Origin of the sequence: Chryseobacterium vietnamense, assembly GCF_031454475.1 — a bacterium.
GTDB lineage: Bacteria > Bacteroidota > Bacteroidia > Flavobacteriales > Weeksellaceae > Chryseobacterium > Chryseobacterium vietnamense.
Window position 1 is genome coordinate 643,922 of the sequence record NZ_JAVDQX010000002.1, and the last position, 20,518, is coordinate 664,439.

Sequence of the window (20,518 nt, forward strand, 5' to 3'; positions counted from 1 at the left end):
TCTAAAAATATTATCTTTATATAAAGAATAGATTGTATGGAGAAGATTGTATTTGAAAAAAGTGATATCAGAGACTTTGTGAAGACTACCATTGCAGAGAAAATTGAAAAGCTTAAAAATTTTATTGAATTTACTCTGGAAGCCAGCCGTGACATCAAAAAAACTCCGAAATATGACAGTATGAGAGAAGAAATGCAGGAGGAGATTTATCAGATGCAACGACAGCTGGGAGCTTTGAATGATCTTAAAAGAAACATGGCAAAGGTTCTGAATACAGCTACAGAAAGAGTACAGCTTGGCTCGTTGGTCATCACCAACAAGGCCAGGTTTTATATATCAGTGTCATTAGGTGAGTTCTTTTTTGAGGGAGACAGGTTCTATGCCATCTCTCCGGAAAGCCCCATGGCTAAAAAAATGATGGGCATGAAAGCTGGTGATGAATTTACACTCAACAAAATCCATCAGAAGGTTATAGAGATTTTGTAAAGTAAAAAGTAAAAAGTAAAAAGTAAAGTAGTTTTGATACACTTCAAGTATCTATCAGCCCCATAGTAAACTTCATTGATGCCGCTTCTATCTTTTTTGTAATTTTGTTACATGAATAAGGCATCCATTTTAAAAGAGATCATAGAGCAAAGAAGAAGTATTTTCCCGAAGGATTATACAGATTCAGAAATACCTCAGGAGGTTTTGGAGGAGATTGTAAACGCTGCTGCATTAGCTCCCAATCATAAACGTACTAAGCCATGGCGTTTTAAAATATTCAAAGGCGAAGAAAAAGCACAGCTGGCATCAGAAATGCAGGCAATCTATAAAGCAATCACACCCGAACAGCTTTTCCTGGAAAAAAAATACAGTGATATCGGTTTTAAAATCAATAAAGCCAATGTTGTAGTTTCTATTGTAGTCAACTTCAGTGGTATGGTTCCTGAATGGGAAGAAATAGCAGCTACTTCAATGGCAGTACAGAATATGTACCTTACCTGCACAGCGAATAATATCGGGTGCTACTGGAGTTCTCCCAAAATTGTAGACGAGCTGAAAGAATCTCTGACCATTGAAGAAAACCAGAAATGTCTGGGACTTTTCTATATGGGAACTGTTTAATATGAAGAATATTTACAGAAATTATAATGAAGAAGATCTGCATGCCGCTTATCTTCATATGACTGATCATACAGGTAAAGTCAATGATGAACTGCGTGAGGCCATCAGTCAGAAATTCAATTATGATGAATTTGTAAAAGCAGCTGAATACAGGAAAGTTTTAGTTAAAGAAAAAGGAAGAATTTCATATGAAGTACATAAAAGAGTACAGAAAGGTGAAAAGATAGATGTTATTCTTGAAAATATTTCTTCAGAAATGATTGGCAGAAGTGATTTGAAGGTTTTTATTCTGAATAAGTTTGATCAGTTTTCAAAAGTTAAAGAAAACGATAAGATAGATGAGAAAGTAATTTTTAAAAGCCTTTTAGGACTTGTAATAGCTTCTGTTACCGGGAGTCTTTTTTTAAAGGCTGTGATTACCTCTACCGGACAGTTTTCGTTTTTTCTGCTGGTGCCTGCTTATATCATCAACTATTTGGTGATCTATGGGATTACAGGAAAGACAAGAGATAATTTTGTTGTTTTTATGGCAGTTTTAATTTCTGTGATTATTTCAACAGTATTCTCTTTTGCACTGATCAGTTAAAAAAATGAATTTTATAAAACTTTTTATTTGTAGCTTTTTACTTCAAACTTTTTTACTATCTTTGCACTCTTAAATATTTAACTGGGACGAGTTCCCGTAAAATTCAAACATTATGTCAGTAAAAATCAGATTACAAAGACACGGTAAAAAAGGAAAACCTTTTTTCCACATCGTGGTTGCAGATTCTAGAGCTAGAAGAGATGGTAGATTCATCGAAAAACTAGGAACTTACAACCCAATTACTAATCCGGCAACTATCGAATTGAACGTTGATTCTGCTGTAGAGTGGTTAAACAACGGTGCTCAGCCAACTGATACTGCTAGAGCTATTTTATCTTACAAAGGTGCTCTTTACAAAAAACACTTACAAGGTGGTGTAGCTAAAGGTGCTTTTGACGAAGCTGAAGCTGAAAAAAGATTCAATGCTTGGGTAGAAGCTAAAGATGCTAAAGTACAAGGTAAAGTAAACGGTTTAGCTACAGCGAAAGCAGATGCTAAGAAAGCTGCTTTAGAAGCTGAAGTAAAAGTAAACGAAGCTAGAGTTGCTGCTGTTGCACAAGCTGAAGCTGATGCTAAAGCTGCTGAAGAAGCTGCAAACGCACCTGCTGAAGAAGTTGTTGCTGAAGCTACAGAAGGAGAAGCTCCTGCTGCTGAAACTGAAGAAAACACTGAAGCTTAAGAACAAACCCTGTTATGCGTAAAGAAGATTGCTATTTTTTAGGTAAAATCACACGCAGACATGGACTTGCGGGTAACGTAATCCTTAAATTGGATACCGATCAACCCGAGCTTTACAATAAATTGGAATCAATATTCGTTGAAATCAACGGATTATTGGTTCCATTTTTTATTGAAAGATCATCATGGAGCAAGCTTGATGCTCTGAATCTTGCATTCAAAAACTCTTCTGAAGCTATGGTAGATCAGGTGTTGGGTAAAAGTGTTTACCTTCCACTTGCTTCACTTCCTAAACTTTCAGGAAAACAATTCTATTACCACGAAATCATCGGATTTGAAATTTTTGATCAAAATGATAACAACTGTGGCGTGATCAGATCTGTGAACGATCAGACTGCACAGGTCTATTTCATTACCAATCTGGATGGAAAAGAAGTGGTTATTCCTATGATCAAAGACTGGATTCTTGCAGTAGACAGGGAAGAGAGAACCATCAAAATGGAACTTCCTGAAGGTCTTATTGATGTATTTCTGGTTCCTTCTAAAAAAGACGAATAGTTTTGCAATAAGCAATAAGCTATTCTTTCACTCTTTTCTCATCTATTTCATTACTGATTATTCATTACTCATTTTTAATGCGGGTAAAAGATAATCCTGTACTATTTTTTCGGATTGCTGGTGGGCATAGGGCTTGTTGTAAGCTTGCGCTGTAATTACGATGACCACTGGTATTTTTGTGAAAATAATAATTTTGTTTCTGCCATTTCCACTGGATTGGAAAGCTTCATACTGGTTGTTTCCCACCGTATAGACTTTTCTCCAGAACAGGTATCCATATCCTTCAAAATCAGGATTGTCTGTGAAATAATTGGTGAAAGATTTTTCAACCCAGTTTCTGGTCAATATAGTTTTTCCCTCCCATATCCCGTTATTTTTATACAGTTGCCCGAATTTTGCAAAATCAAGTGCTTTCATCCGTAATCCACCTGCCAGGGAAGGCTTTTGCTGTGGGGTAAACTGCCATTTGTAGTTTGTAATTCCAAGAGGCTGAAATAATTTTTGATGTGCATATTTTTCCAAACCTTGCGGAACTTTTTTGTCTAAAATATCTTCTGTTAATACAACTCCGGCAGTAAAGTAACTCCAGTTTTTTCCGGGCGTATTCTCTGTCATGGGCAGATCCAATATAAATTTAACCCAGTTTTCAGTCGGATACATATTTTCCTCATTTCCGGGAGATTCATAGTCCTCGTCATTACCATCAAATCCTGAGCTCATGGTCAGTAAGCTTTTTATGGTGACATTATCTTTTTGAGAAGAATAGTTTTTAGACTGTTTCAGGTCATAAAACTCCTTCAGATTCTGATTTTCATTTTTTAAATATCCGTCATTGATTGCTATCCCGGTTAAAGCTGAAGAAAAAGATTTTCCTACCGATCGGGTATCCTGTAGTGAGTCTCTGGCGGATCCGTTGAAATATTCTTCGAGAAGTAATTTTCCTTCTTTTATAATAACTATTCCCGTAATATTTTTAAATCTGTTTTCTGCAATTTTCTTATTCAGATTTCTGATGTTTTCTGTATTGATTTTTTCCTGAGAAACCTTCCATCCACTATTAGACCGAATGGGCTGAACAGCCACTTGCTGCTCAGGAATAGGTTGAGCAGGAACAATGAGATTAATTTGTCCTTCTGCAATGACATCTCCCGTTTTGATCGTGGAAGTAGTAAGGTAAGGGCGGATTTCAATTTTCAGAACATGATTTCCCGGCGTAAGCGCATCAATTCCGTTATGTGCCATATAAAAACGCATCCATAAATACCTTCCCCAGGAATCCTCATTTTTACTGCTGATAAGAGGAATTCGTAAGGTAGTCTTGAACTTTTTATTCTCTGGAGTACCAGCACCTGTATTGAGATTTTCTTTATAGATTGGTTTCCCGTCTACATAAAATGAGAATTGATAATTTCCATTTTTCAACAGTTCATCCACAGTCCAGCCGGGTTCAAGCTGATGAAGATAATTGGCCAGCGAATTATCAAAAAAAGCATGAATACCAAGATTTCCGTTTTCCTGAAATACTGTAGAATTGAGAAAATCCGAATCTTTCAGGTTTTCCAGTGGTATATTTTGAGTAACAAAGACAATTTTTCCAGCATACTTTTTTTGAATGGAATTCTCCATCTTTTCAGCATCAACTATATTTTTATTTTGTCCCTGATACAAATAAAAAGTAAGAATAAAGATCAATAATAGGATAGGTTTCATCTTAAAAAAGTATTTAAACAAAAATAATGAACTTCCTTGTAGCAAAATAGAATGAAATTAACATTTCTATTATTGATCTCTCCGGAATTTAATTGAATAACTTTCTGAACTCTCCCGGAGACTGGTTGGTCTTCTGTTTAAAGAGCTTACTGAAAGATTGTGGATGCTCGAATCCCAGCTCATAAGCAATTTCACTCACTGATAAACTGGTGGTACTCAAACGTTCTTTGGCAGACTCAATTAATTTGTTCTGAATATGCTGCTGTGTATTTTGCTGAGTATGAAGACGCAAAAGTGTTCCGAGATAATTAGGTGAAATATTCATCTGGTCGGCAATACATTTCACTGTAGGAATGCCGTTTTCAATGAGATTTCCGTTTTCAAAATATTGAGAAAGAATATCTTCAAACTTGTATAATAATTCGTGACTGGATTTTTTTCTGGTGAAAAACTGACGTTCATAAAAACGGTCAGAGTAAACCAGTAATAATTCAATCTGGGCAATGATGAGTTCCTGTGTGAATCTGTCGGTATTTGACTGATATTCACGTTCAATATTTTTAAATAGATCAACAAGAATTTTTTCTTCTTTATCAGAAAGGAAAAGAGCCTCTTTCACCTGATAACTGAAGAAATCGTATGACTTTATTTTCCTGGTTAAGGAAGTGTTCCAAAGAAAATCAGGATGAATAAGCAATAAATATCCTGTAGGTTCTGCTTCTACATCCGGATTGATTTCCAGACTCAAGTATTGCTGTGGCGAAACAAAACACAGTACTCCGGAGTCAAAATCATATTGCTGCTGCCCGTAATTGAATTTTGGAGTGACATTTTTTTTCAAACCAATAGAATAAAAATTCTGGATCCACTTCAGTTCTTCATTTTCTACAACATAACGAACCTTGCTGTAATCAATCAAACTGATCAGCGGATGCTCAGGATTCGGAAGACTGCAGAAATTATGAAAATCTGATATAGAATTAAAACGGACGGGCTGTTTCATGTAACGAAGTTAGTTGTTTTTATAAAAAGTTTAATACATTGATCCCAAAAGTCTTCGCCTCCGCTCAGACGGACTTCTCTAAAATTTTATATTTAATCCATGCATATAAATTAAAATATTAAGTATTAGAAATATCGTCCGGAGCGGAGCCGAAGGATATGATTATCTTATTAAATTGCAGTAGAAACAGTCAGGCTTTCCCATTTCTCAGCGTCTTTCTTTAAAATATCAATTTTGTTATTCAGAAATTCCATCGTTCCTACACCTAATAATAAATGTACCGGAGGGTTTTTCTCTTTACTGATCTGAATTAAAACATCTGCTGCTTTTTCGGGATCATTAGGCTGGTTTCCATTGATTTCGTTAAGGTGCGCTTGCTCTGAATTTCTTGCCGCTTCATATGCCTGGATGGGATTGGCTGGTGTTTTCACCGAATCTTTAGTTAAAAAATCGGTACGGAAATATCCCGGATAAACAACAGTCGCATGAACTCCGAAGTCTTTTACTTCTTCGGCCAGTGCCTCCGTAAATCCGGCAACAGCAAATTTTGTAGAACAATAGATTCCCCAGCCCGGAAAGTTAGCAGAATATCCGCCAACAGAAGAAATATTGAAGATGTTTCCTGATCTTTGTTCGCGCAGATAAGGCATAGCGTTTCTGATCACATTCAAGGTTCCGAAAACATTGACTGCATAATTTTCTCTTGCTTCCTCATCAGTAAGTTCTTCCAGCGTTCCGATTTGTCCATAGCCCGCATTGTTGACAACCACATCAATTCTTCCGAAATGGTCTACTGTTTTTGCGATGGCAGATTTAATGTCGTTGTTATCCGTGATATTGACGCTAAGCGGAAGGAAGTTTTCGGAAGTTTCTCCGATGGTGGAGATTAGTGATTCAACGGTACGGCTTGTAGCAGCAACCTGAAATCCTTCGGATAATAATTTTTTTACCAACTCGAATCCTAAACCTTTTGAAGCTCCTGTCACGAACCATACTTTCTTTGTTTCCATTTTTAAATATTTTTTTGTTTTAATGATGGTACAAAGATGGAAACTTACGAAAAGGGAAATGTATCCAAATCGGGGAATGATGTATCCAAATCGTGAATGGTGTTATTTAACGCGTGTCATTTTGAATGAAGTGTAAGGAAGAATCTCAAACAATTGATAACAGATAAGATTCTTTGAGTAATGTTCTAAAGAGCGCAATTTCAGCCTGTACTCTCTGTTTGTATAAATCATCATCAATTTTAACGAAAATATTGATCAATACATGGAAAAAAGCGAAAGGAGTGGTGCATCTACTGAAGAAAAATAATATTTTTGTAATATAGCTAGGATGAGTGATGAAAATAAAATATTTACTACTGTTTTTGATTACCGGGATTGTGCTTTTCCCTGCACAGACCAACAAGATAGGAAAAAATGCTCTGGAAGAACGGACGTATGAAGAATTGAATAAAGAATTCTACAAAAGCCGTATAGGAGATGGAAACAGTAAAAGTATTGCCAGTTGTTATCTTAAAAAGGCAAAATCTGAAAAAAATAAGGCTCAGATTGCTGAAGGATATGTTATGCTTCATTTCGAAGAAGACTTACCTAGTGCATTAAAATATCTTGACAGCTTACAACATCTCACCCAAGATTTCAAAGAAAATACGTATCCGGCCAGAATTTATCTTTTACGGGGAAACCTTTATTTTAGAAATGATAATCTACAGTCTGCCCTGAACAATTATATTTTAGGACTGAAATATGCAAAAAAAGAAGGCAATAAGAGGCAGATTGCTTTGGCACATATCAGTATTGCCTATCTGAATAATTATATCGGAAAACATGAGGAAACTACCAAAGTCCTGAAACATTATGCCTATGAAGCCGATTATATGAATGAAGAGGAAAAGACCTCTCTCAAATTGAATCTGGCTGATGCCTATATAGAAATCAATAAAATGGATTCTGCTTATGCATTGATACAGGAAGGTTTAAAGAATTCTCAAAAAAACAGAGATATTTACCGCTATCATCAGAATCTTGAGCTGCTTGGGTATTATCATCTGCATTCGAAAAATTATCAGAAAGCGATTGACGGCTTATCAGCGTGTAAAAAATATTTCTTTACAAACAGTAATGACAAAAGAGATCAGAATTATACTCTTTTGTATCTGGGAAAATCATATGCAGGACTTCAGGAAAAAGCCAAGGCAGCAGACTTTTTCCGGAAGATAGATTCTATGGTTCTTAAAACAAACTATATCTATCCTGAGCTGAGAGATGTATACACCTATCTGATTGATTATTATAAAGAAAACAGTGATACAGAGAAGCAGTTGTATTATGTAGACAGATTTCTAAAGGTAGATCAGGTTCTGGATAACCAGTTCAGATATATTTCCAGAGAGCTTCCCAGAAGGTATGATACTCCGGAACTTCAGCAGGAAAAAGAAAACATTACCAATGAGCTGACAAAAAGAAAAAGCCTTTTTTATATTGTTTTAAGTCTTTTGCTGATTTCACATTTGCTATTTATCAACGTTTACTTTAAATATAAAAAATCTGAAAAGAACTATAAGAAGATCGCCCAGGATCTTATCCAATCTGTTAATGAAAACACGGTAGGAAAAAACAGAGCTATGGAAGTGAGAAAGGAGACGTTGTCAGAAACTTTTCAAACAGAAAATACTGAGGACAAAACATCCAGAACTATTTCTGAAGATATTGCCCAGAATATTTTAAAAGAGCTTGAAATATTTGAAGACAAAGATCAGTTTTTAAATAAAGGAATTACGTTGGGCAGTCTTGCCAAAAAAATAAAAACAAACTCAAAATATCTGTCAGAAATTATCAATACTTACAAAGGGAAAAACTTTGCAACCTACCTTAATGATCTTCGTATTGATTATGCCATCAGCAGATTGGCCAATGACAAAAAATTCAGGTCTTATAAAATTCCTTTTATCGCTGAAGAATTAGGATATAATAATGAACAGGCCTTCACTTTAGCCTTTAAAAAACGAACCGGAACACCACTTTCTATCTACCTGAAAGAAATTGAAAACATGTCTTTGGATTAAGTTTAAATTGTTATTTTTCAGTTGTTTAATGCTTATAAATTCATGTTTTTAGGTATATAAATTTATGAATCTATAAAGCATTCCCTTGTGTCATTCTTCCACTTCCTGCATCTTTGCTTCAGGTAAAAACACAACCATTTATTTTGTATGTGCACAATACAAGATATCAGTTCCAAAGTGTTGATCATTTAAAAAATCAAGCTCAGGAATTGTATCAGAAAAATTATTAATGAAGAGGATAAAAACAAAAAAATAACCAGAAAACTAAAATGTAACTCATGAAGTATTTGTTCAGAATTTAGAGATGTAAAGTGTAGTGATCATTTAAAATCATTAAACGGTAGATCCGGTAAATCCGCCACACAGTTTAAAAGTATAGTATAGTCTAAAAATGGATGTATAACCCGGTAATTGACCACGAACGTATTACTTAAAAACTAATAACCATTTCAATAAAACTAATTCCATGAAAACTCAGAGTAAAATAATATTTTATTCTTTTCAAAAGTGATAGTGTAAGTGTGTTCATTCCGGGGTTATTCCGGATATTATTGAAGTTCAGGACAATATTGAGTGGAAATGTAACCTGAAAATGCAGAAGAATGGGCAGAAGAAAAAAGGTGAATTTCCTGAACTGAAAGTTTTAATACCTGTTAAATGATTTTAAATACAGCGCAATCATCAAGTTGCGCTGTTTTTTTGTAACTTTGCAGACATTAATTTTTATATAAAAAATTTATCATCAACAAATGAAAAAGCAAACGATCAAAGAAATCCTAAAGGATTACAAGAAAGTATTACATCATGACATTACAGTTTACGGATGGGTAAGATCCTTCCGTGCTAATCGCTTTATTGCGCTTAATGATGGTTCTACGATTAATAATTTGCAGATAGTTGTTGATTTCGAAAATTTTGATGAAGCTATTATCAAGAATATCAGTACAGCTTCTTCCCTGAAAGTAGTAGGAGAAGTGGTGGAAAGTCAGGGAGCAGGACAATCTGTGGAAATTATCGCTAAAAAGATCATTATTTTAGGGGATAACTTTACGGAAGAACTTCAGAGTACAATTCTTCAGCCTAAGAAACACAGTCTTGAAAAACTTCGTGAGCAGGCTCACTTAAGATTCAGAACGAACCTTTTCGGAGCTGTATTCAGAGTACGTCACGCAGTAAGTTTTGCAGTTCATTCATTCTTCAACCAGAATCAGTTTTTCTATATCAACACACCGGTCATTACAGGAGCAGATGCAGAAGGAGCAGGTGAAATGTTTGGAGTAACCAATTTTGACCTGAACAATATGCCGAAAACTGAAGAAGGTGAAATTGATTTTGCACAGGATTTCTTCGGTAAAAAAACAAACCTTACCGTTTCAGGACAGCTGGAAGGAGAAACTGCAGCGATGGGATTGGGAAGAATTTATACATTCGGACCTACTTTCCGTGCTGAAAATTCTAATACGACAAGACACCTTGCCGAGTTCTGGATGATTGAGCCGGAAGTAGCATTCAACAACCTTGAGGATAACATCGACCTTGCGGAAGATTTCTTAAAATATGTGATCCAGTATGTATTGGATAACTGTAAAGACGATCTTGAGTTTTTAGACAGCCGTTTTGCGGAAGAACAAAAAACAAAACCGGAAAAAGAAAGAGCAAAAGAAGGTCTTATCGAAAAACTTCAGAATGTGGTAGCTAAGCGTTTTAAGCGTGTAAGTTATACAGAAGCCATTGAAATCTTATTGAACTCTAAAGAAAATAAAAAAGGAAAATTTGCTTACCCGGTTGAAAAATGGGGAACTGACCTTCAGTCTGAGCATGAAAGATATCTTGTTGAAAAACATTTTGAAAGCCCGGTAGTATTATTTGACTATCCGAAAGAAATCAAAGCTTTCTATATGAAACTGAACGATGACAATAAAACCGTTGCAGCGATGGATGTTCTTTTCCCTGGTATCGGTGAAATCATTGGCGGATCGGAGAGAGAAGCAAGATTAGATGTTTTAAAACAGAAAATGGCAGATATGCACGTAGATGAGCACGAACTTTGGTGGTATCTTGATACCAGAAAATTCGGTTCTGTACCGCATGCAGGCTTTGGTTTAGGATTAGAAAGATTAGTTCTTTTCGTAACAGGAATGACGAATATCAGAGATGTAATTCCTTTCCCTAGAACACCGAAAAGCGCTGAATTCTAGAACAATAAAAAAAGCCTTAATCACAAGTTAAGGCTTTTTTTATTATTTAATAGTTTATTATATTAGGATAAGTAATGCAAAAATCATGCTAAATGTGTTTTTTATCAAATAAATTTATTAAATTCGTAGAATATGTTATGTTAAAACGTAAATAAGAATATGCTTAAACAACACTTACAACTCAAATTAGGACAGAAGCTGGCTCCTCAGCAGATCCAGTTGATGAAGCTTATACAGCTTCATACTCTTGAATTTGAAGAGGAGTTGGAAAGAGAGTTAGAAGAAAACCCAGCTTTGGAAATTGCGAAAGAAGATTCTAAGGAAGATGACTATTCTTCCCTGGAAGACGCTTATCAGGATGAGGGTACAGAAAGCATTGAAACAGATTTCGACGTCAACGAATATATCTATGACGATGAACCAAGCTATAAAACCGCATCCAGCAACTACTCTCCGGATGATGAAGAATTTGATAACGAGAGTCTTTTAACGGAAGGCCAGTCCTTATATGATTATCTGACAGAACAGATTCATCTGGTAAATATCAGTGATGAAGATCTAAAGATTGCAGAATACCTTATCGGGAATTTAGATACTGATGGATATCTGAGAAGAGAGATCAAATCTATTGTTGATGATCTTGCTTTCTCACAGGGAATTTATACTACCAAAGAAAGAGTGGAGGATATCCTTGAAAATTATGTTCAGAAACTGGATCCGCCCGGAGTAGGAGCAAGAGGGCTGCAGGAATGTCTTTTACTACAGATTGAAAAGAAAGTAAGCTCTGATAAAGCCGTTTCTTTGGCAGCGAATATCTTAAGACATCAGTTTGAAGCTTTAACCAATAAGCATTATAACAAGATCATTCAGAAATATGATATTGAAGAAGATGATCTGAAAGATGCGCTGGATGAAATATCAAAACTATCTCCTAAAGTTGGAGGAAACTTTGATACACAGACAATTACAATCAATCAGGAAATTATTCCGGACTTTGTGATCCAGGTGAAAGACGGGCAGGTAGTTCCTATGCTGAACAGCAAGAATGCACCTACACTAAGAGTGTCTGAAGAATATAAAGATATCCTTACCACATATTCCCATGATAAAAACTCATCGGAACATAAACAGGCTGCTTTATTTATCAAGCAAAAACTGGATGCTGCAAAATGGTATATAGATGCCATTAACCAACGTCAGAATACCTTATTACAGACGATTACAGCAATTGTAAAGTTCCAGAAGGATTATTTCATTACGGGTGACGAAAAGTCCCTGAAACCAATGATTCTGAAGGATGTTGCAGATATTACAGGTTTTGATATCTCTACCATTTCAAGGGTGGTAAAAAGTAAGTATGCAGATACCCCTAATGGGATTGTATACCTTAAAGATCTGTTCTCAGACAGCTTAACCAATGACGATGGAGAAGAAGTTTCTACCAAGGAGATCAAAACCCATCTTCAGGAAGTGATCAGCAAAGAGAATAAGAGAAAACCACTTACAGATGATGCATTAGTAGTCATTCTGAAAGAACAGGGGTATAATATTGCCAGAAGAACGATCGCAAAATATCGTGAACAGCTCAATATTCCTGTCGCGAGGTTAAGAAAAGAACTTTAACAATATAAAAAAGCATTTCAGTCTGAAATGCTTTTTGTTTTTTATGGTAATTAAGTTTTATTTTTAACTTTAGCTTTGCTTTACATTTTCAAGTCCCAATTCTCTCATTGAAATTTCCCGCATTTCCACCTTTCTTATTTTTCCGGAAATGGTCATTGGGAATTCATCTACAAATTTCCAGTATTTCGGAACTTTATAATGGGCAATTCTTCCTTTGCAGTACTCCTGAAGTTCTTCCGCCGTGATGGTAAATCCTTTTCTCACTTTTACCCACGCCATTACTTCTTCCCCGAATTTTTCACTGGGAACACCAATAATCTGGACATCAAGAATGTTGGTATAAGTATATAAAAAATCTTCAATTTCTTTTGGGGAAATATTTTCTCCACCACGGATAATCAGATCTTTTATCCTTCCAGAAATAGTAATATAGCCGTCTTTATCCATTACTGCCATATCTCCTGTATGCATCCAGCGGGCTTCGTCCAGCACTTTTTTAGTGTTTTCAGGATCATTCCAGTATTTCAGCATGACAGAATATCCTCTGGTGCAAAGTTCGCCATGCTCCCCACGTTTTAAGGTTCTGCCACTTTCATCAATGATTTTAATTTCAAGATGATCCTGAACGGTTCCTACAGTGCTGACCTGCTTTTCCAGCGGTGTTCCTATTAAAGTCTGAGTAGATACAGGTGAAGTTTCCGTCATTCCGTAGCAGATACTCATTTCTTTAATATTCATCAGATTTTCCACTTTCTTCATGATTTCAGGAGGGCATACGGAACCAGCCATAACACCAGTTCTTAAGCTTGAAAAATCATAGGTGTCAAAATCTTTTACTGCCAGTTCAGCAATAAACATGGTGGGTACTCCATACAAAGAAGTACATTTTTCGTCTGAAACAGCTTTTAAAGTAATCTCCGGATCAAAACTGTCATTCGGGATGACCATACAGGCTCCGTGAGCTGTGCAGCACATATTTCCGATGACCATTCCAAAGCAGTGGTAAAAAGGTACAGGAATGCAGACGCGGTCTTTCTCCGTATATTTTAGTCTGATACCAATAAAATAACCGTTATTGAGAATATTATGATGAGAAAGTGTGACACCTTTCGGAAAACCGGTAGTTCCGGAAGTATACTGGATATTAACCGGATCGTCAAACTGTACATGTTCTTCAAAACTGTGAAGCACTTCGTCTGAAATTTCCTGTCCGTTATTCACAAAGTATTCCCAGTTTTCATCAAAGAATATTTCGTGCTCAAGGGTTGGGCATACTTCTTTCGCATATTCAACCATCTCTTTATAATTGCTGGTTTTAAAGCTTAAAGAAGAAAAAATAAAACGAACTGCAGACTGATTGAGTACATACGTGAGCTCATGAGTCCTGTAGGCCGGATTGATATTCACTAGAATAGTTCCGATTCTTGCCGTCGCATACTGTAAAAGTACCCATTCATAACGGTTGGAAGCCCAGATTCCAATTCTGTCACCCGCTTTTGCTCCTAAAAACAATAAGGCTTTTGCAACAGCGGTGGTCTGATTATAAAATTCCTGATAGGTGGCTCTGTAATTTTGATGAACGCAGACGAGAGCTTCCTGGTGGGGATATTTTTCAACAGTACTTTTAAGATTGGCTCCGATGGTCTGGCCTAATAATGAAACCTCAGAAGTTCCATATACATAAGATAAGGGCATAGTTTAAGATTTGGTGGAATAAAATTAACAATTATATCCCGAACTATGCCTATGTATATTAACTTTCCTGAGAATCTATTTCTTTAAGTTGTTTTAGATTTTTATCAAGTTTCTTAATAATAGTGCCATATACCAGTCTGTAGTACAGCCAGATCATAGAGACCGCCAGTAATGTGCTTACAACAATTCCGACAATAATAATCGTAAGATTGGAACCACTTGGCTGTATATTCTGAGAATCCAATATATAAAAGATAAAAGCAACCAGTACAAAAGTGAATATTAGCAATAATACAATGCTGATAAGAATGAAAGCATTGACTGTTGTTTTGAATTTAATAATTCTGGTAATAAGACCCTTTAGATTTTCCTCAATCTTGATTCTTCGGTAATTCTGGTAGAATTTCAGTACAAAATATGCTGTGATCAATAAACTTAAGACCTTTATAGCTAAATAAGCATGCCCGAAGTTGTTTTCTACTTCAGGAGCTTCCTGGGCACCTAATCTTTCCAGCATTTTGCGGAAACTGTCTGATTCCTCCTCCGGGAAAAAGTAAAACAGGCCTAATACTGAAAAGAAAAGAAATTCTACGACGCTGATCCAGAAAATATATTTCACATAATTACGTGACTTTCTATTCAACATCTGAAGAATCTCAGTGTTGTCATATTTATGCTGTACAGGTTGTTCCTGCCACGTTTTCTTAAAGCTATCTAAATCAAATTCAGGCATATTTTTCCATCTGTTCTTTAAGGGTTTTCTTTAATCTGTTCATTTTCACACGTGCATTGACTTCAGTGATTCCGAGGTTTTCTGCGATGTCCTTGTAAGGCAGATCGTCAAGATACATCATGACAATGGCTCTTTCTACATTAGGAAGAGTCTTGATTACAGTATACAAAAGTGATACCTGCTGCTGTTTTTCATCGTCATCTTCCACAAAATCCCTGTGGTTGATGTCCAGCTCATTCGTAGGAAGGCTTTTGCTTTTTTTTCTAAAGAGGGTAATGGCTGTATTGAGCGCTACACGGTACATCCATGTGGAAATTTTGGAGTTTCCTTTGAAAGAATCATAACTTCTCCAGAGCTGTAACACGATTTCCTGGAAAAGATCCTCTTCATCTTCCAGAGAATTGGTATACAGACGCGAAACTTTGATAATCAATCCCTGATTATCTTTGATAAGCTGCGCAAATTCTTTTTCTCTGGAATCCATAGATATATAATGGCACGAAGATAATGATAAAGTAGTAATTGGTGAAAATTATAATTAAAAATCGTAGAAAGGTAAAAAATTAAATAGCAGAATAGCGAATACGTTCTTCATATTTTGAAATCATCATTCATAATTTTCATCAAAAATAACGGAAGGATATGGAGCAACTAACGCCATTTACATAAGGATAAAGCTTTGGAGTCATTTCGCTCTTTTATCTTTTTACCACAAAATTTGTGTACCTTTGCATCCGCGAGAAAATCGGCTTGTTGATTTCCCGTTTTACGGGAGGTAGGAAAGTCCGGACACCACAGAGCAGCAAAGCGGATAACATCCGTCACCCGTGAGGGTAGGACAAGTGCAACAGAAAGCAGGTACAGTTCGGCTGTAGTGAAACCAGGTAAACTCTTTGCGGTGCAATGATAAGTATATCGGTTCTTTTCAGCAATGAAAATAGGGGCGGCTCGTCCTGAAAGCCGAGGGGTAATCAGCTCAAGTATTGCAGTAATGTAATACGTAGATAAATAACAGGCACTTCTTCGGAAGTACAAAATCCGGCTTATAGATTTTCTCGTGATTTTTTTAAACTGGAAGTCAGAGGCCGGAATAGTGAAGTTTTTTACACGTAATGATTTAAACCTCCATCTTCATGCTTCCATCTTCCAACCTACTTTATTCGCTTTCCAATTGTTTTTTAGATTCCTGTAATTCCTGTCTGTCCTTATCAGAAAGAGTAGGATATTTGAGATTCATTTTCTCCAAAGTATCAATAATGATCTGGATAGCTGCTACTCTTGCAAACCATTTACTGTCTGCAGGAAGTACATACCACGGTGCGTGATCTTTTGATGTTTCATTGATAGCGTTTTCATATGCTTCCATATATTGATCGAACAGGGCTCTTTCCGGAAGGTCTCCAGCAGAGAATTTCCAGTTTTTTTCCTGTTCATCTATTCTGTCCAAAAGTCTTTTTTTCTGTTCATCCTTAGAGACATGTAAAAAGATCTTCACGATAGTAGTTCCGTTTTGTGAAAGATGTTTTTCAAAATTACGGATGCTTTCATATCTGTTTTCCCAGAATTTGCTGTCAAAATCTTTTACGGAAGACCATGTTTTTTCACTCAGATTATATTCAGGATGTACTTTGCATACCAGAACACTTTCATAATGAGAACGGTTGAAAATCCCGATCATTCCTTTTTGTGGCAAAGCAAGGTAATGTCTCCATAAAAAGTCATGAGAATATTCTTTGGAGCTTGGTGTTTTAAAACTGGTTACGTTACATCCCTGAGGATTGACGCCTCCAAAAACATGTTCTATCATGCTGTCTTTTCCTGCTGCATCCATAGCCTGTAATACCACCAACAAAGACTGGCTTCCGTCAGCATATAATTTTTCCTGCAGTTCACGGAGTTTTTCTTTTTCCTGAATCAGCATTTGCTCTCCTTCTTCTTTCGTGAGCTTTCCTTTATAAGAGGTTGATGTTTTTTTTATTGAAAATTTTCCACTTACCTTAAAGTTATCTGAGAAATCGGTGTCCATATTTTTTTTATTTAAGGATAAAAGTAAAAAGATAAAAGTAAAAAGATAAAAGTAAAAATGTTATTAAAATTCAATAGGGGTGGGCTTTAGCCCAGCCATTTTAAAGATAAATAAATCCGAAGGCTTTAGCCCAAACCTAGATACATTTCCTGTAGCCTATTACCTATCATCTGCTATCTAACCAAACATAAATGTAATAAAAAAACCGCCTCAATGGAGACGGTTCTTTTATTTTTTTGAGTAGAGCTTACTTCGCAGCAGCCTTTTTTGCAAGTTTTGCAGCTTTTTTCTCAGCTTTAGCAGCTTCTTTCTGCTCAGCAGGAGTCAATACTTTTGGCTCAGGAGCGTTAGCATCTACGTTACCTTTGATGTAGATTACACTTCTGCTGTTTGCAGGGTCATTAGAGAAAACCTCAATCATTTTGTTGAAAGGGCCAGGGATAGCTGTATTGTATCCAACCTTGATCTTAGCAGACTTTCCAGGCATGATAGGATCCTGGCTGAATTCAGGAGTCGTACATCCACAAGAAGGTTTTACATTTGAAAGAATCAAAGGCTTATCACCTGAGTTTGTTACAGTAAAGAATCTTGTACCGTCAGCACTAGGCTTAATAGTTCCGTAATCGAAAGTCGTTTTATCAAATGTAATTGTTTGTGCAGATGCCAGAGCAAATGTCCCGAATAATGCAATTCCTGCAATTAATTTTTTCATATTCTTGAATGTTAATACGTTTGTTAGATAAATTTTGTGAAACAAAGTTAAAAATTATTTTAATTCATGCTTAAAAATTTTTTTCTTTAGACTATTTTTGCAAATTGCAAGCCAAAGAAATAGAATTTATGCAGATTTCAGAAAAGTACAATCCACAGGAAACAGAACAAAAATGGTACAATTACTGGTTGGAAAACAAATTTTTCCACTCAGAGCCTAATGACAAACCACCATATACCATAGTCATTCCTCCACCCAACGTGACGGGGATACTACACATGGGACATATGCTGAACAATACCATTCAAGATGTTCTGGTCCGTCGTGCAAGAATGCGCGGGTTTAATGCTTGTTGGATTCCGGGAACAGACCATGCTTCAATTGCTACTGAAGCTAAAGTTGTTGCTAAATTGAAGTCTGAAGGAATCAATAAGTCAGATATTACCCGTGAAGAGTTTTTAAACCACGCATGGGACTGGACCAATAAATATGGCGGAACTATCCTTGAACAGCTGAAAAAACTGGGATGTTCTTGCGACTGGGACAGAACCCGTTTCACCATGGAAGATAAACTTTCTCAGCAGGTTATCAAAAGTTTCGTAGACCTTTACAATAAAGGACTGATCTACAGAGGCTATAGAATGGTCAACTGGGATCCGGAAGCAAAGACTAATATTTCTGACGAAGAAGTAATATTTAAAGAGCAGAACGGAAAGCTTTATTTCCTTAGATATAAGATTGAAGGTTCAGAAGAATTCCTTTCAGTAGCTACTACACGTCCTGAAACTATTTTTGGGGATACAGCAGTATGTATCAATCCGGATGATGAAAGATATGCTCACCTGAAAGGTAAAAATGTAATCGTACCAATTGTTGACAGAGTAATCCCAATTATTGAAGATGAATATGTTGACATTGAATTCGGAACAGGAGCTTTGAAAATTACACCGGCACATGATATTAATGACTACGAAATCGGACAGAAACATCAGCTGAAAATGATTGATGCGCTGGATGATGACGGAAACCTTAATGAACATGGATTACATTATGCAGGAAAAAACAGATTTGATGTAAGAAAACAAATCGCTAAAGAACTTGAAGAAAAAGATCTTTTGCTGAAAGCTGAAGACTATGTTAATAAAGTAGGAACTTCCGAGAGGACAGGTGCTGTTATTGAACCTAAAGTTTCAGTACAATGGTTCCTTAAAATGTCTGAAATTGCTAAGCCTGCTTTGGATGTAGTAATGGATGATGAGGTTAAGTTCTATCCTGAGAAGTTTAAAAATACCTACAAGCACTGGATGGAAAACATCCGTGACTGGAATATTTCCCGTCAGTTGTGGTGGGGACAGCAAATTCCTGCTTATTACTATGGAGAAGGAGAAAATGATTTCGTAGTAGCTGAAACTAAAGATGAAGCTTTAGAACTGGCGAAACAAAAAACAGGAAATTCAGATCTGACAGCAGAAAACCTTAGACAGGACGACGATGCATTAGATACATGGTTCTCATCATGGTTATGGCCAATGTCTGTCTTTGACGGATTGCTTGATCCTGAAAATAAAGATATCAACTATTATTATCCAACGTCTGATCTGGTAACAGGTCCGGATATTATTTTCTTCTGGGTAGCCAGAATGATTATGGCCGGATTGGAATACAGAAAAGAAGTTCCGTTTAAAAATGTTTATTTTACAGGAATTGTAAGAGATAAGCAGAGAAGAAAAATGTCCAAATCTCTAGGAAACTCTCCGGATCCTATTGAATTGATGGAAAAATATGGGGCTGATGGTGTACGTGTAGGAATTCTATTGAGTTCTGCAGCTGGAAATGACCTTCTTTTTGATGAAGATTTAATGCTTCAGGGAAGAAACTTCATGACGAAGATCTGGAATGCATTCCGTCTGATCAACATGTGGAACCATGAAGATAAGCCGGCTGTTGCTACAGATAACCAGGCTATCGTATGGTTTGAAAATAAATTAAACAAAACCATCGCTGAAATTAATGATCAGTTCGAGAAGTTCAGAATTTCTGATGCGCTGCATCTGATCTATAAATTAATTTGGGATGATTTTTGCGGTTGGTATCTGGAAGCTATCAAGCCTAACTACGGAGAGGGAATTTCTAAAGAAGTATATGATAAAACCATCTATTTCTTTGAAGAATTGATGAAGCTGCTTCACCCGTTCATGCCATTCCAGTCTGAAGAGATCTGGCAATTAATTTCAGAGAGAAGTATTGACGAAGCTCTTGTTATTGCTCAGCAGAAGGAGGCAGAGAGCTTTAATGAAGAAGTCATTAAAAACTTTGAAATCACAGCTGAATTGATTTCCGGAGTTAGAAACTACCGCCAGACAAAAGGAATTTCACCAAGAGAAGCGGTTGAGGTATTTACCAATGCATCTGAATTTGCCAATGAAGCGGTAGTAAGAAAGCTGGCTAATATTTCTGAAATCCATTTTGGACAGAAAACTGATAAGCCAAGCTTTACTTTCCTTGTAGGAGCAACTGAAGTTTCTATTCCTTTAAGTGAAAACTTAGATTTAGGAGAAGAGAAGGCTAAAACTGAAGAAGAAGTAAAATATTTAAAAGGGTTCTTAATTTCAGTAGAGAAGAAGCTTTCCAATGAGAAGTTTGTTGCCAATGCCAAGCCGGAAGTTGTAGAAGGTGAACGTAAGAAGCAAAAAGACGCTCAGGATAAGATTGCGATCCTTGAAGAGAAACTGAAAAGTTTATAAAGTATAGACAATAAATTTTGTCAAAATCTCAGGCTGGATACACATAAATAATTGTATCCAGCCTGATGGTTT

At 36.2% G+C, this 20,518-nt stretch carries 17 protein-coding genes and 1 other RNA gene; 10 read left to right on the top strand and 8 right to left on the bottom strand.

The genetic code is table 11. The features are described from left to right. Positions 1-36: 36 nt before the first annotated feature. From J2786_RS12200 to rimM, 5 genes are all read left to right on the top strand, one after another. A complete protein-coding gene (locus J2786_RS12200; RefSeq protein WP_047434674.1) occupies positions 37-486 on the top strand; it encodes a GreA/GreB family elongation factor in 450 nt (149 codons plus the stop codon). A gap of 111 nt (positions 487-597) precedes the next feature. Next, positions 598-1,107, top strand: coding sequence for a nitroreductase family protein (locus tag J2786_RS12205; protein WP_047434670.1), 510 nt, complete (start codon positions 598-600; stop codon positions 1,105-1,107). Between the two features lies 1 nt (position 1,108). After that, complete coding sequence (locus J2786_RS12210) at positions 1,109-1,693, top strand: hypothetical protein (protein WP_047434668.1); 585 nt, start codon at positions 1,109-1,111, stop codon at positions 1,691-1,693. Positions 1,694-1,805: 112 nt separating this feature from the next. Further along, positions 1,806-2,372, top strand: coding sequence for a 30S ribosomal protein S16 (locus tag J2786_RS12215; protein ID WP_047434665.1), 567 nt, complete (start codon positions 1,806-1,808; stop codon positions 2,370-2,372). A 14-nt stretch (positions 2,373-2,386) separates the two neighbouring features. Then, on the top strand, positions 2,387-2,929 hold the full coding sequence (gene rimM / locus J2786_RS12220) for a ribosome maturation factor RimM (RefSeq protein WP_047434663.1): 543 nt from the start codon (positions 2,387-2,389) through the stop codon (positions 2,927-2,929). Positions 2,930-2,986: 57 nt separating this feature from the next. Here the strand turns inward: rimM and J2786_RS12225 are convergent, their stop codons facing one another. From J2786_RS12225 to J2786_RS12235, 3 genes are all read right to left on the bottom strand, one after another. Next, the gene (locus tag J2786_RS12225; RefSeq protein WP_310025397.1) at positions 2,987-4,639 is read right to left on the bottom strand and encodes a serine hydrolase domain-containing protein; all 1,653 of its coding nucleotides are present in this window, start codon (positions 4,637-4,639) and stop codon (positions 2,987-2,989) included. Positions 4,640-4,727: 88 nt separating this feature from the next. Continuing rightward, positions 4,728-5,642, bottom strand: a complete 915-nt coding sequence (locus J2786_RS12230; protein WP_047434656.1) for a helix-turn-helix domain-containing protein — start codon at positions 5,640-5,642, stop codon at positions 4,728-4,730. A 170-nt stretch (positions 5,643-5,812) separates the two neighbouring features. Continuing rightward, positions 5,813-6,652, bottom strand: a complete 840-nt coding sequence (locus J2786_RS12235; RefSeq protein ID WP_047434654.1) for an SDR family NAD(P)-dependent oxidoreductase — start codon at positions 6,650-6,652, stop codon at positions 5,813-5,815. 335 nt (positions 6,653-6,987) lie between these two features. Here J2786_RS12235 and J2786_RS12240 point away from each other — a divergent pair, with 335 nt between their 5' ends. The 3 genes from J2786_RS12240 (at position 6,988) to rpoN (ending at position 12,536) form a co-directional block, all read left to right on the top strand. Beyond that, the gene (locus tag J2786_RS12240; RefSeq protein WP_047434651.1) at positions 6,988-8,715 is read left to right on the top strand and encodes a helix-turn-helix domain-containing protein; all 1,728 of its coding nucleotides are present in this window, start codon (positions 6,988-6,990) and stop codon (positions 8,713-8,715) included. A 749-nt stretch (positions 8,716-9,464) separates the two neighbouring features. Next, positions 9,465-10,913, top strand: a complete 1,449-nt coding sequence (gene asnS, locus J2786_RS12245) for an asparagine--tRNA ligase (protein ID WP_047434650.1) — start codon at positions 9,465-9,467, stop codon at positions 10,911-10,913. 159 nt (positions 10,914-11,072) lie between these two features. Then, positions 11,073-12,536, top strand: coding sequence for an RNA polymerase factor sigma-54 (rpoN, locus tag J2786_RS12250; RefSeq protein WP_047434648.1), 1,464 nt, complete (start codon positions 11,073-11,075; stop codon positions 12,534-12,536). A 69-nt stretch (positions 12,537-12,605) separates the two neighbouring features. Here the strand turns inward: rpoN and J2786_RS12255 are convergent, their stop codons facing one another. The 3 genes from J2786_RS12255 to J2786_RS12265 are packed head-to-tail and all read right to left on the bottom strand — an operon-like array spanning position 12,606 to position 15,448. Then, positions 12,606-14,231: an AMP-binding protein gene (locus tag J2786_RS12255; RefSeq protein ID WP_047434646.1), complete on the bottom strand. Its 1,626-nt coding sequence runs from the start codon at positions 14,229-14,231 to the stop codon at positions 12,606-12,608. Positions 14,232-14,289: 58 nt separating this feature from the next. Beyond that, positions 14,290-14,964, bottom strand: a complete 675-nt coding sequence (locus J2786_RS12260) for a DUF8845 family protein (protein WP_047434643.1) — start codon at positions 14,962-14,964, stop codon at positions 14,290-14,292. Next, positions 14,957-15,448, bottom strand: coding sequence for an RNA polymerase sigma factor (locus J2786_RS12265; protein WP_002976998.1), 492 nt, complete (start codon positions 15,446-15,448; stop codon positions 14,957-14,959). Before J2786_RS12265 ends, J2786_RS12260 begins: the two co-directional genes overlap by 8 nt. A 253-nt stretch (positions 15,449-15,701) precedes the next feature. Between J2786_RS12265 and rnpB the strand changes: the two genes are divergently transcribed. Further along, an RNA gene (gene rnpB, locus J2786_RS12270) (RNase P RNA component class A) lies at positions 15,702-16,026 on the top strand. Positions 16,027-16,120: 94 nt separating this feature from the next. On the opposite strand, the gene J2786_RS12275 is transcribed toward rnpB, so the two are convergent. Further along, a complete protein-coding gene (locus J2786_RS12275; RefSeq protein WP_047434639.1) occupies positions 16,121-16,990 on the bottom strand; it encodes a polyphosphate kinase 2 family protein in 870 nt (289 codons plus the stop codon). Positions 16,991-17,237: 247 nt separating this feature from the next. Then, a complete protein-coding gene (locus tag J2786_RS12280) occupies positions 17,238-17,702 on the bottom strand; it encodes a DUF1573 domain-containing protein (protein WP_034699021.1) in 465 nt (154 codons plus the stop codon). A gap of 128 nt (positions 17,703-17,830) precedes the next feature. On the opposite strand from J2786_RS12280, the gene J2786_RS12285 reads away from it, so the two are divergent. Beyond that, the gene (locus tag J2786_RS12285; protein WP_047434637.1) at positions 17,831-20,446 is read left to right on the top strand and encodes a valine--tRNA ligase; all 2,616 of its coding nucleotides are present in this window, start codon (positions 17,831-17,833) and stop codon (positions 20,444-20,446) included. The last annotated feature ends 72 nt before the right edge of the window (positions 20,447-20,518 follow it).

What these genes read in the sequence shown, in the direction of transcription:
- J2786_RS12200 (WP_047434674.1), top strand. Translation starts at nt 37, where the DNA reads ATGGAGAAGATTGTATTTGAAAAAAGTGATATCAGAGACTTTGTGAAG.
- J2786_RS12205 (WP_047434670.1), top strand. Translation starts at nt 598, where the DNA reads ATGAATAAGGCATCCATTTTAAAAGAGATCATAGAGCAAAGAAGAAGT.
- J2786_RS12210 (WP_047434668.1), top strand. Translation starts at nt 1,109, where the DNA reads ATGAAGAATATTTACAGAAATTATAATGAAGAAGATCTGCATGCCGCT.
- J2786_RS12215 (WP_047434665.1), top strand. Translation starts at nt 1,806, where the DNA reads ATGTCAGTAAAAATCAGATTACAAAGACACGGTAAAAAAGGAAAACCT.
- rimM (WP_047434663.1), top strand. Translation starts at nt 2,387, where the DNA reads ATGCGTAAAGAAGATTGCTATTTTTTAGGTAAAATCACACGCAGACAT.
- J2786_RS12225 (WP_310025397.1), bottom strand. Translation starts at nt 4,639, where the DNA reads ATGAAACCTATCCTATTATTGATCTTTATTCTTACTTTTTATTTGTAT.
- J2786_RS12230 (WP_047434656.1), bottom strand. Translation starts at nt 5,642, where the DNA reads ATGAAACAGCCCGTCCGTTTTAATTCTATATCAGATTTTCATAATTTC.
- J2786_RS12235 (WP_047434654.1), bottom strand. Translation starts at nt 6,652, where the DNA reads ATGGAAACAAAGAAAGTATGGTTCGTGACAGGAGCTTCAAAAGGTTTA.
- J2786_RS12240 (WP_047434651.1), top strand. Translation starts at nt 6,988, where the DNA reads ATGAAAATAAAATATTTACTACTGTTTTTGATTACCGGGATTGTGCTT.
- asnS (WP_047434650.1), top strand. Translation starts at nt 9,465, where the DNA reads ATGAAAAAGCAAACGATCAAAGAAATCCTAAAGGATTACAAGAAAGTA.
- rpoN (WP_047434648.1), top strand. Translation starts at nt 11,073, where the DNA reads ATGCTTAAACAACACTTACAACTCAAATTAGGACAGAAGCTGGCTCCT.
- J2786_RS12255 (WP_047434646.1), bottom strand. Translation starts at nt 14,231, where the DNA reads ATGCCCTTATCTTATGTATATGGAACTTCTGAGGTTTCATTATTAGGC.
- J2786_RS12260 (WP_047434643.1), bottom strand. Translation starts at nt 14,964, where the DNA reads ATGCCTGAATTTGATTTAGATAGCTTTAAGAAAACGTGGCAGGAACAA.
- J2786_RS12265 (WP_002976998.1), bottom strand. Translation starts at nt 15,448, where the DNA reads ATGGATTCCAGAGAAAAAGAATTTGCGCAGCTTATCAAAGATAATCAG.
- J2786_RS12275 (WP_047434639.1), bottom strand. Translation starts at nt 16,990, where the DNA reads ATGGACACCGATTTCTCAGATAACTTTAAGGTAAGTGGAAAATTTTCA.
- J2786_RS12280 (WP_034699021.1), bottom strand. Translation starts at nt 17,702, where the DNA reads ATGAAAAAATTAATTGCAGGAATTGCATTATTCGGGACATTTGCTCTG.
- J2786_RS12285 (WP_047434637.1), top strand. Translation starts at nt 17,831, where the DNA reads ATGCAGATTTCAGAAAAGTACAATCCACAGGAAACAGAACAAAAATGG.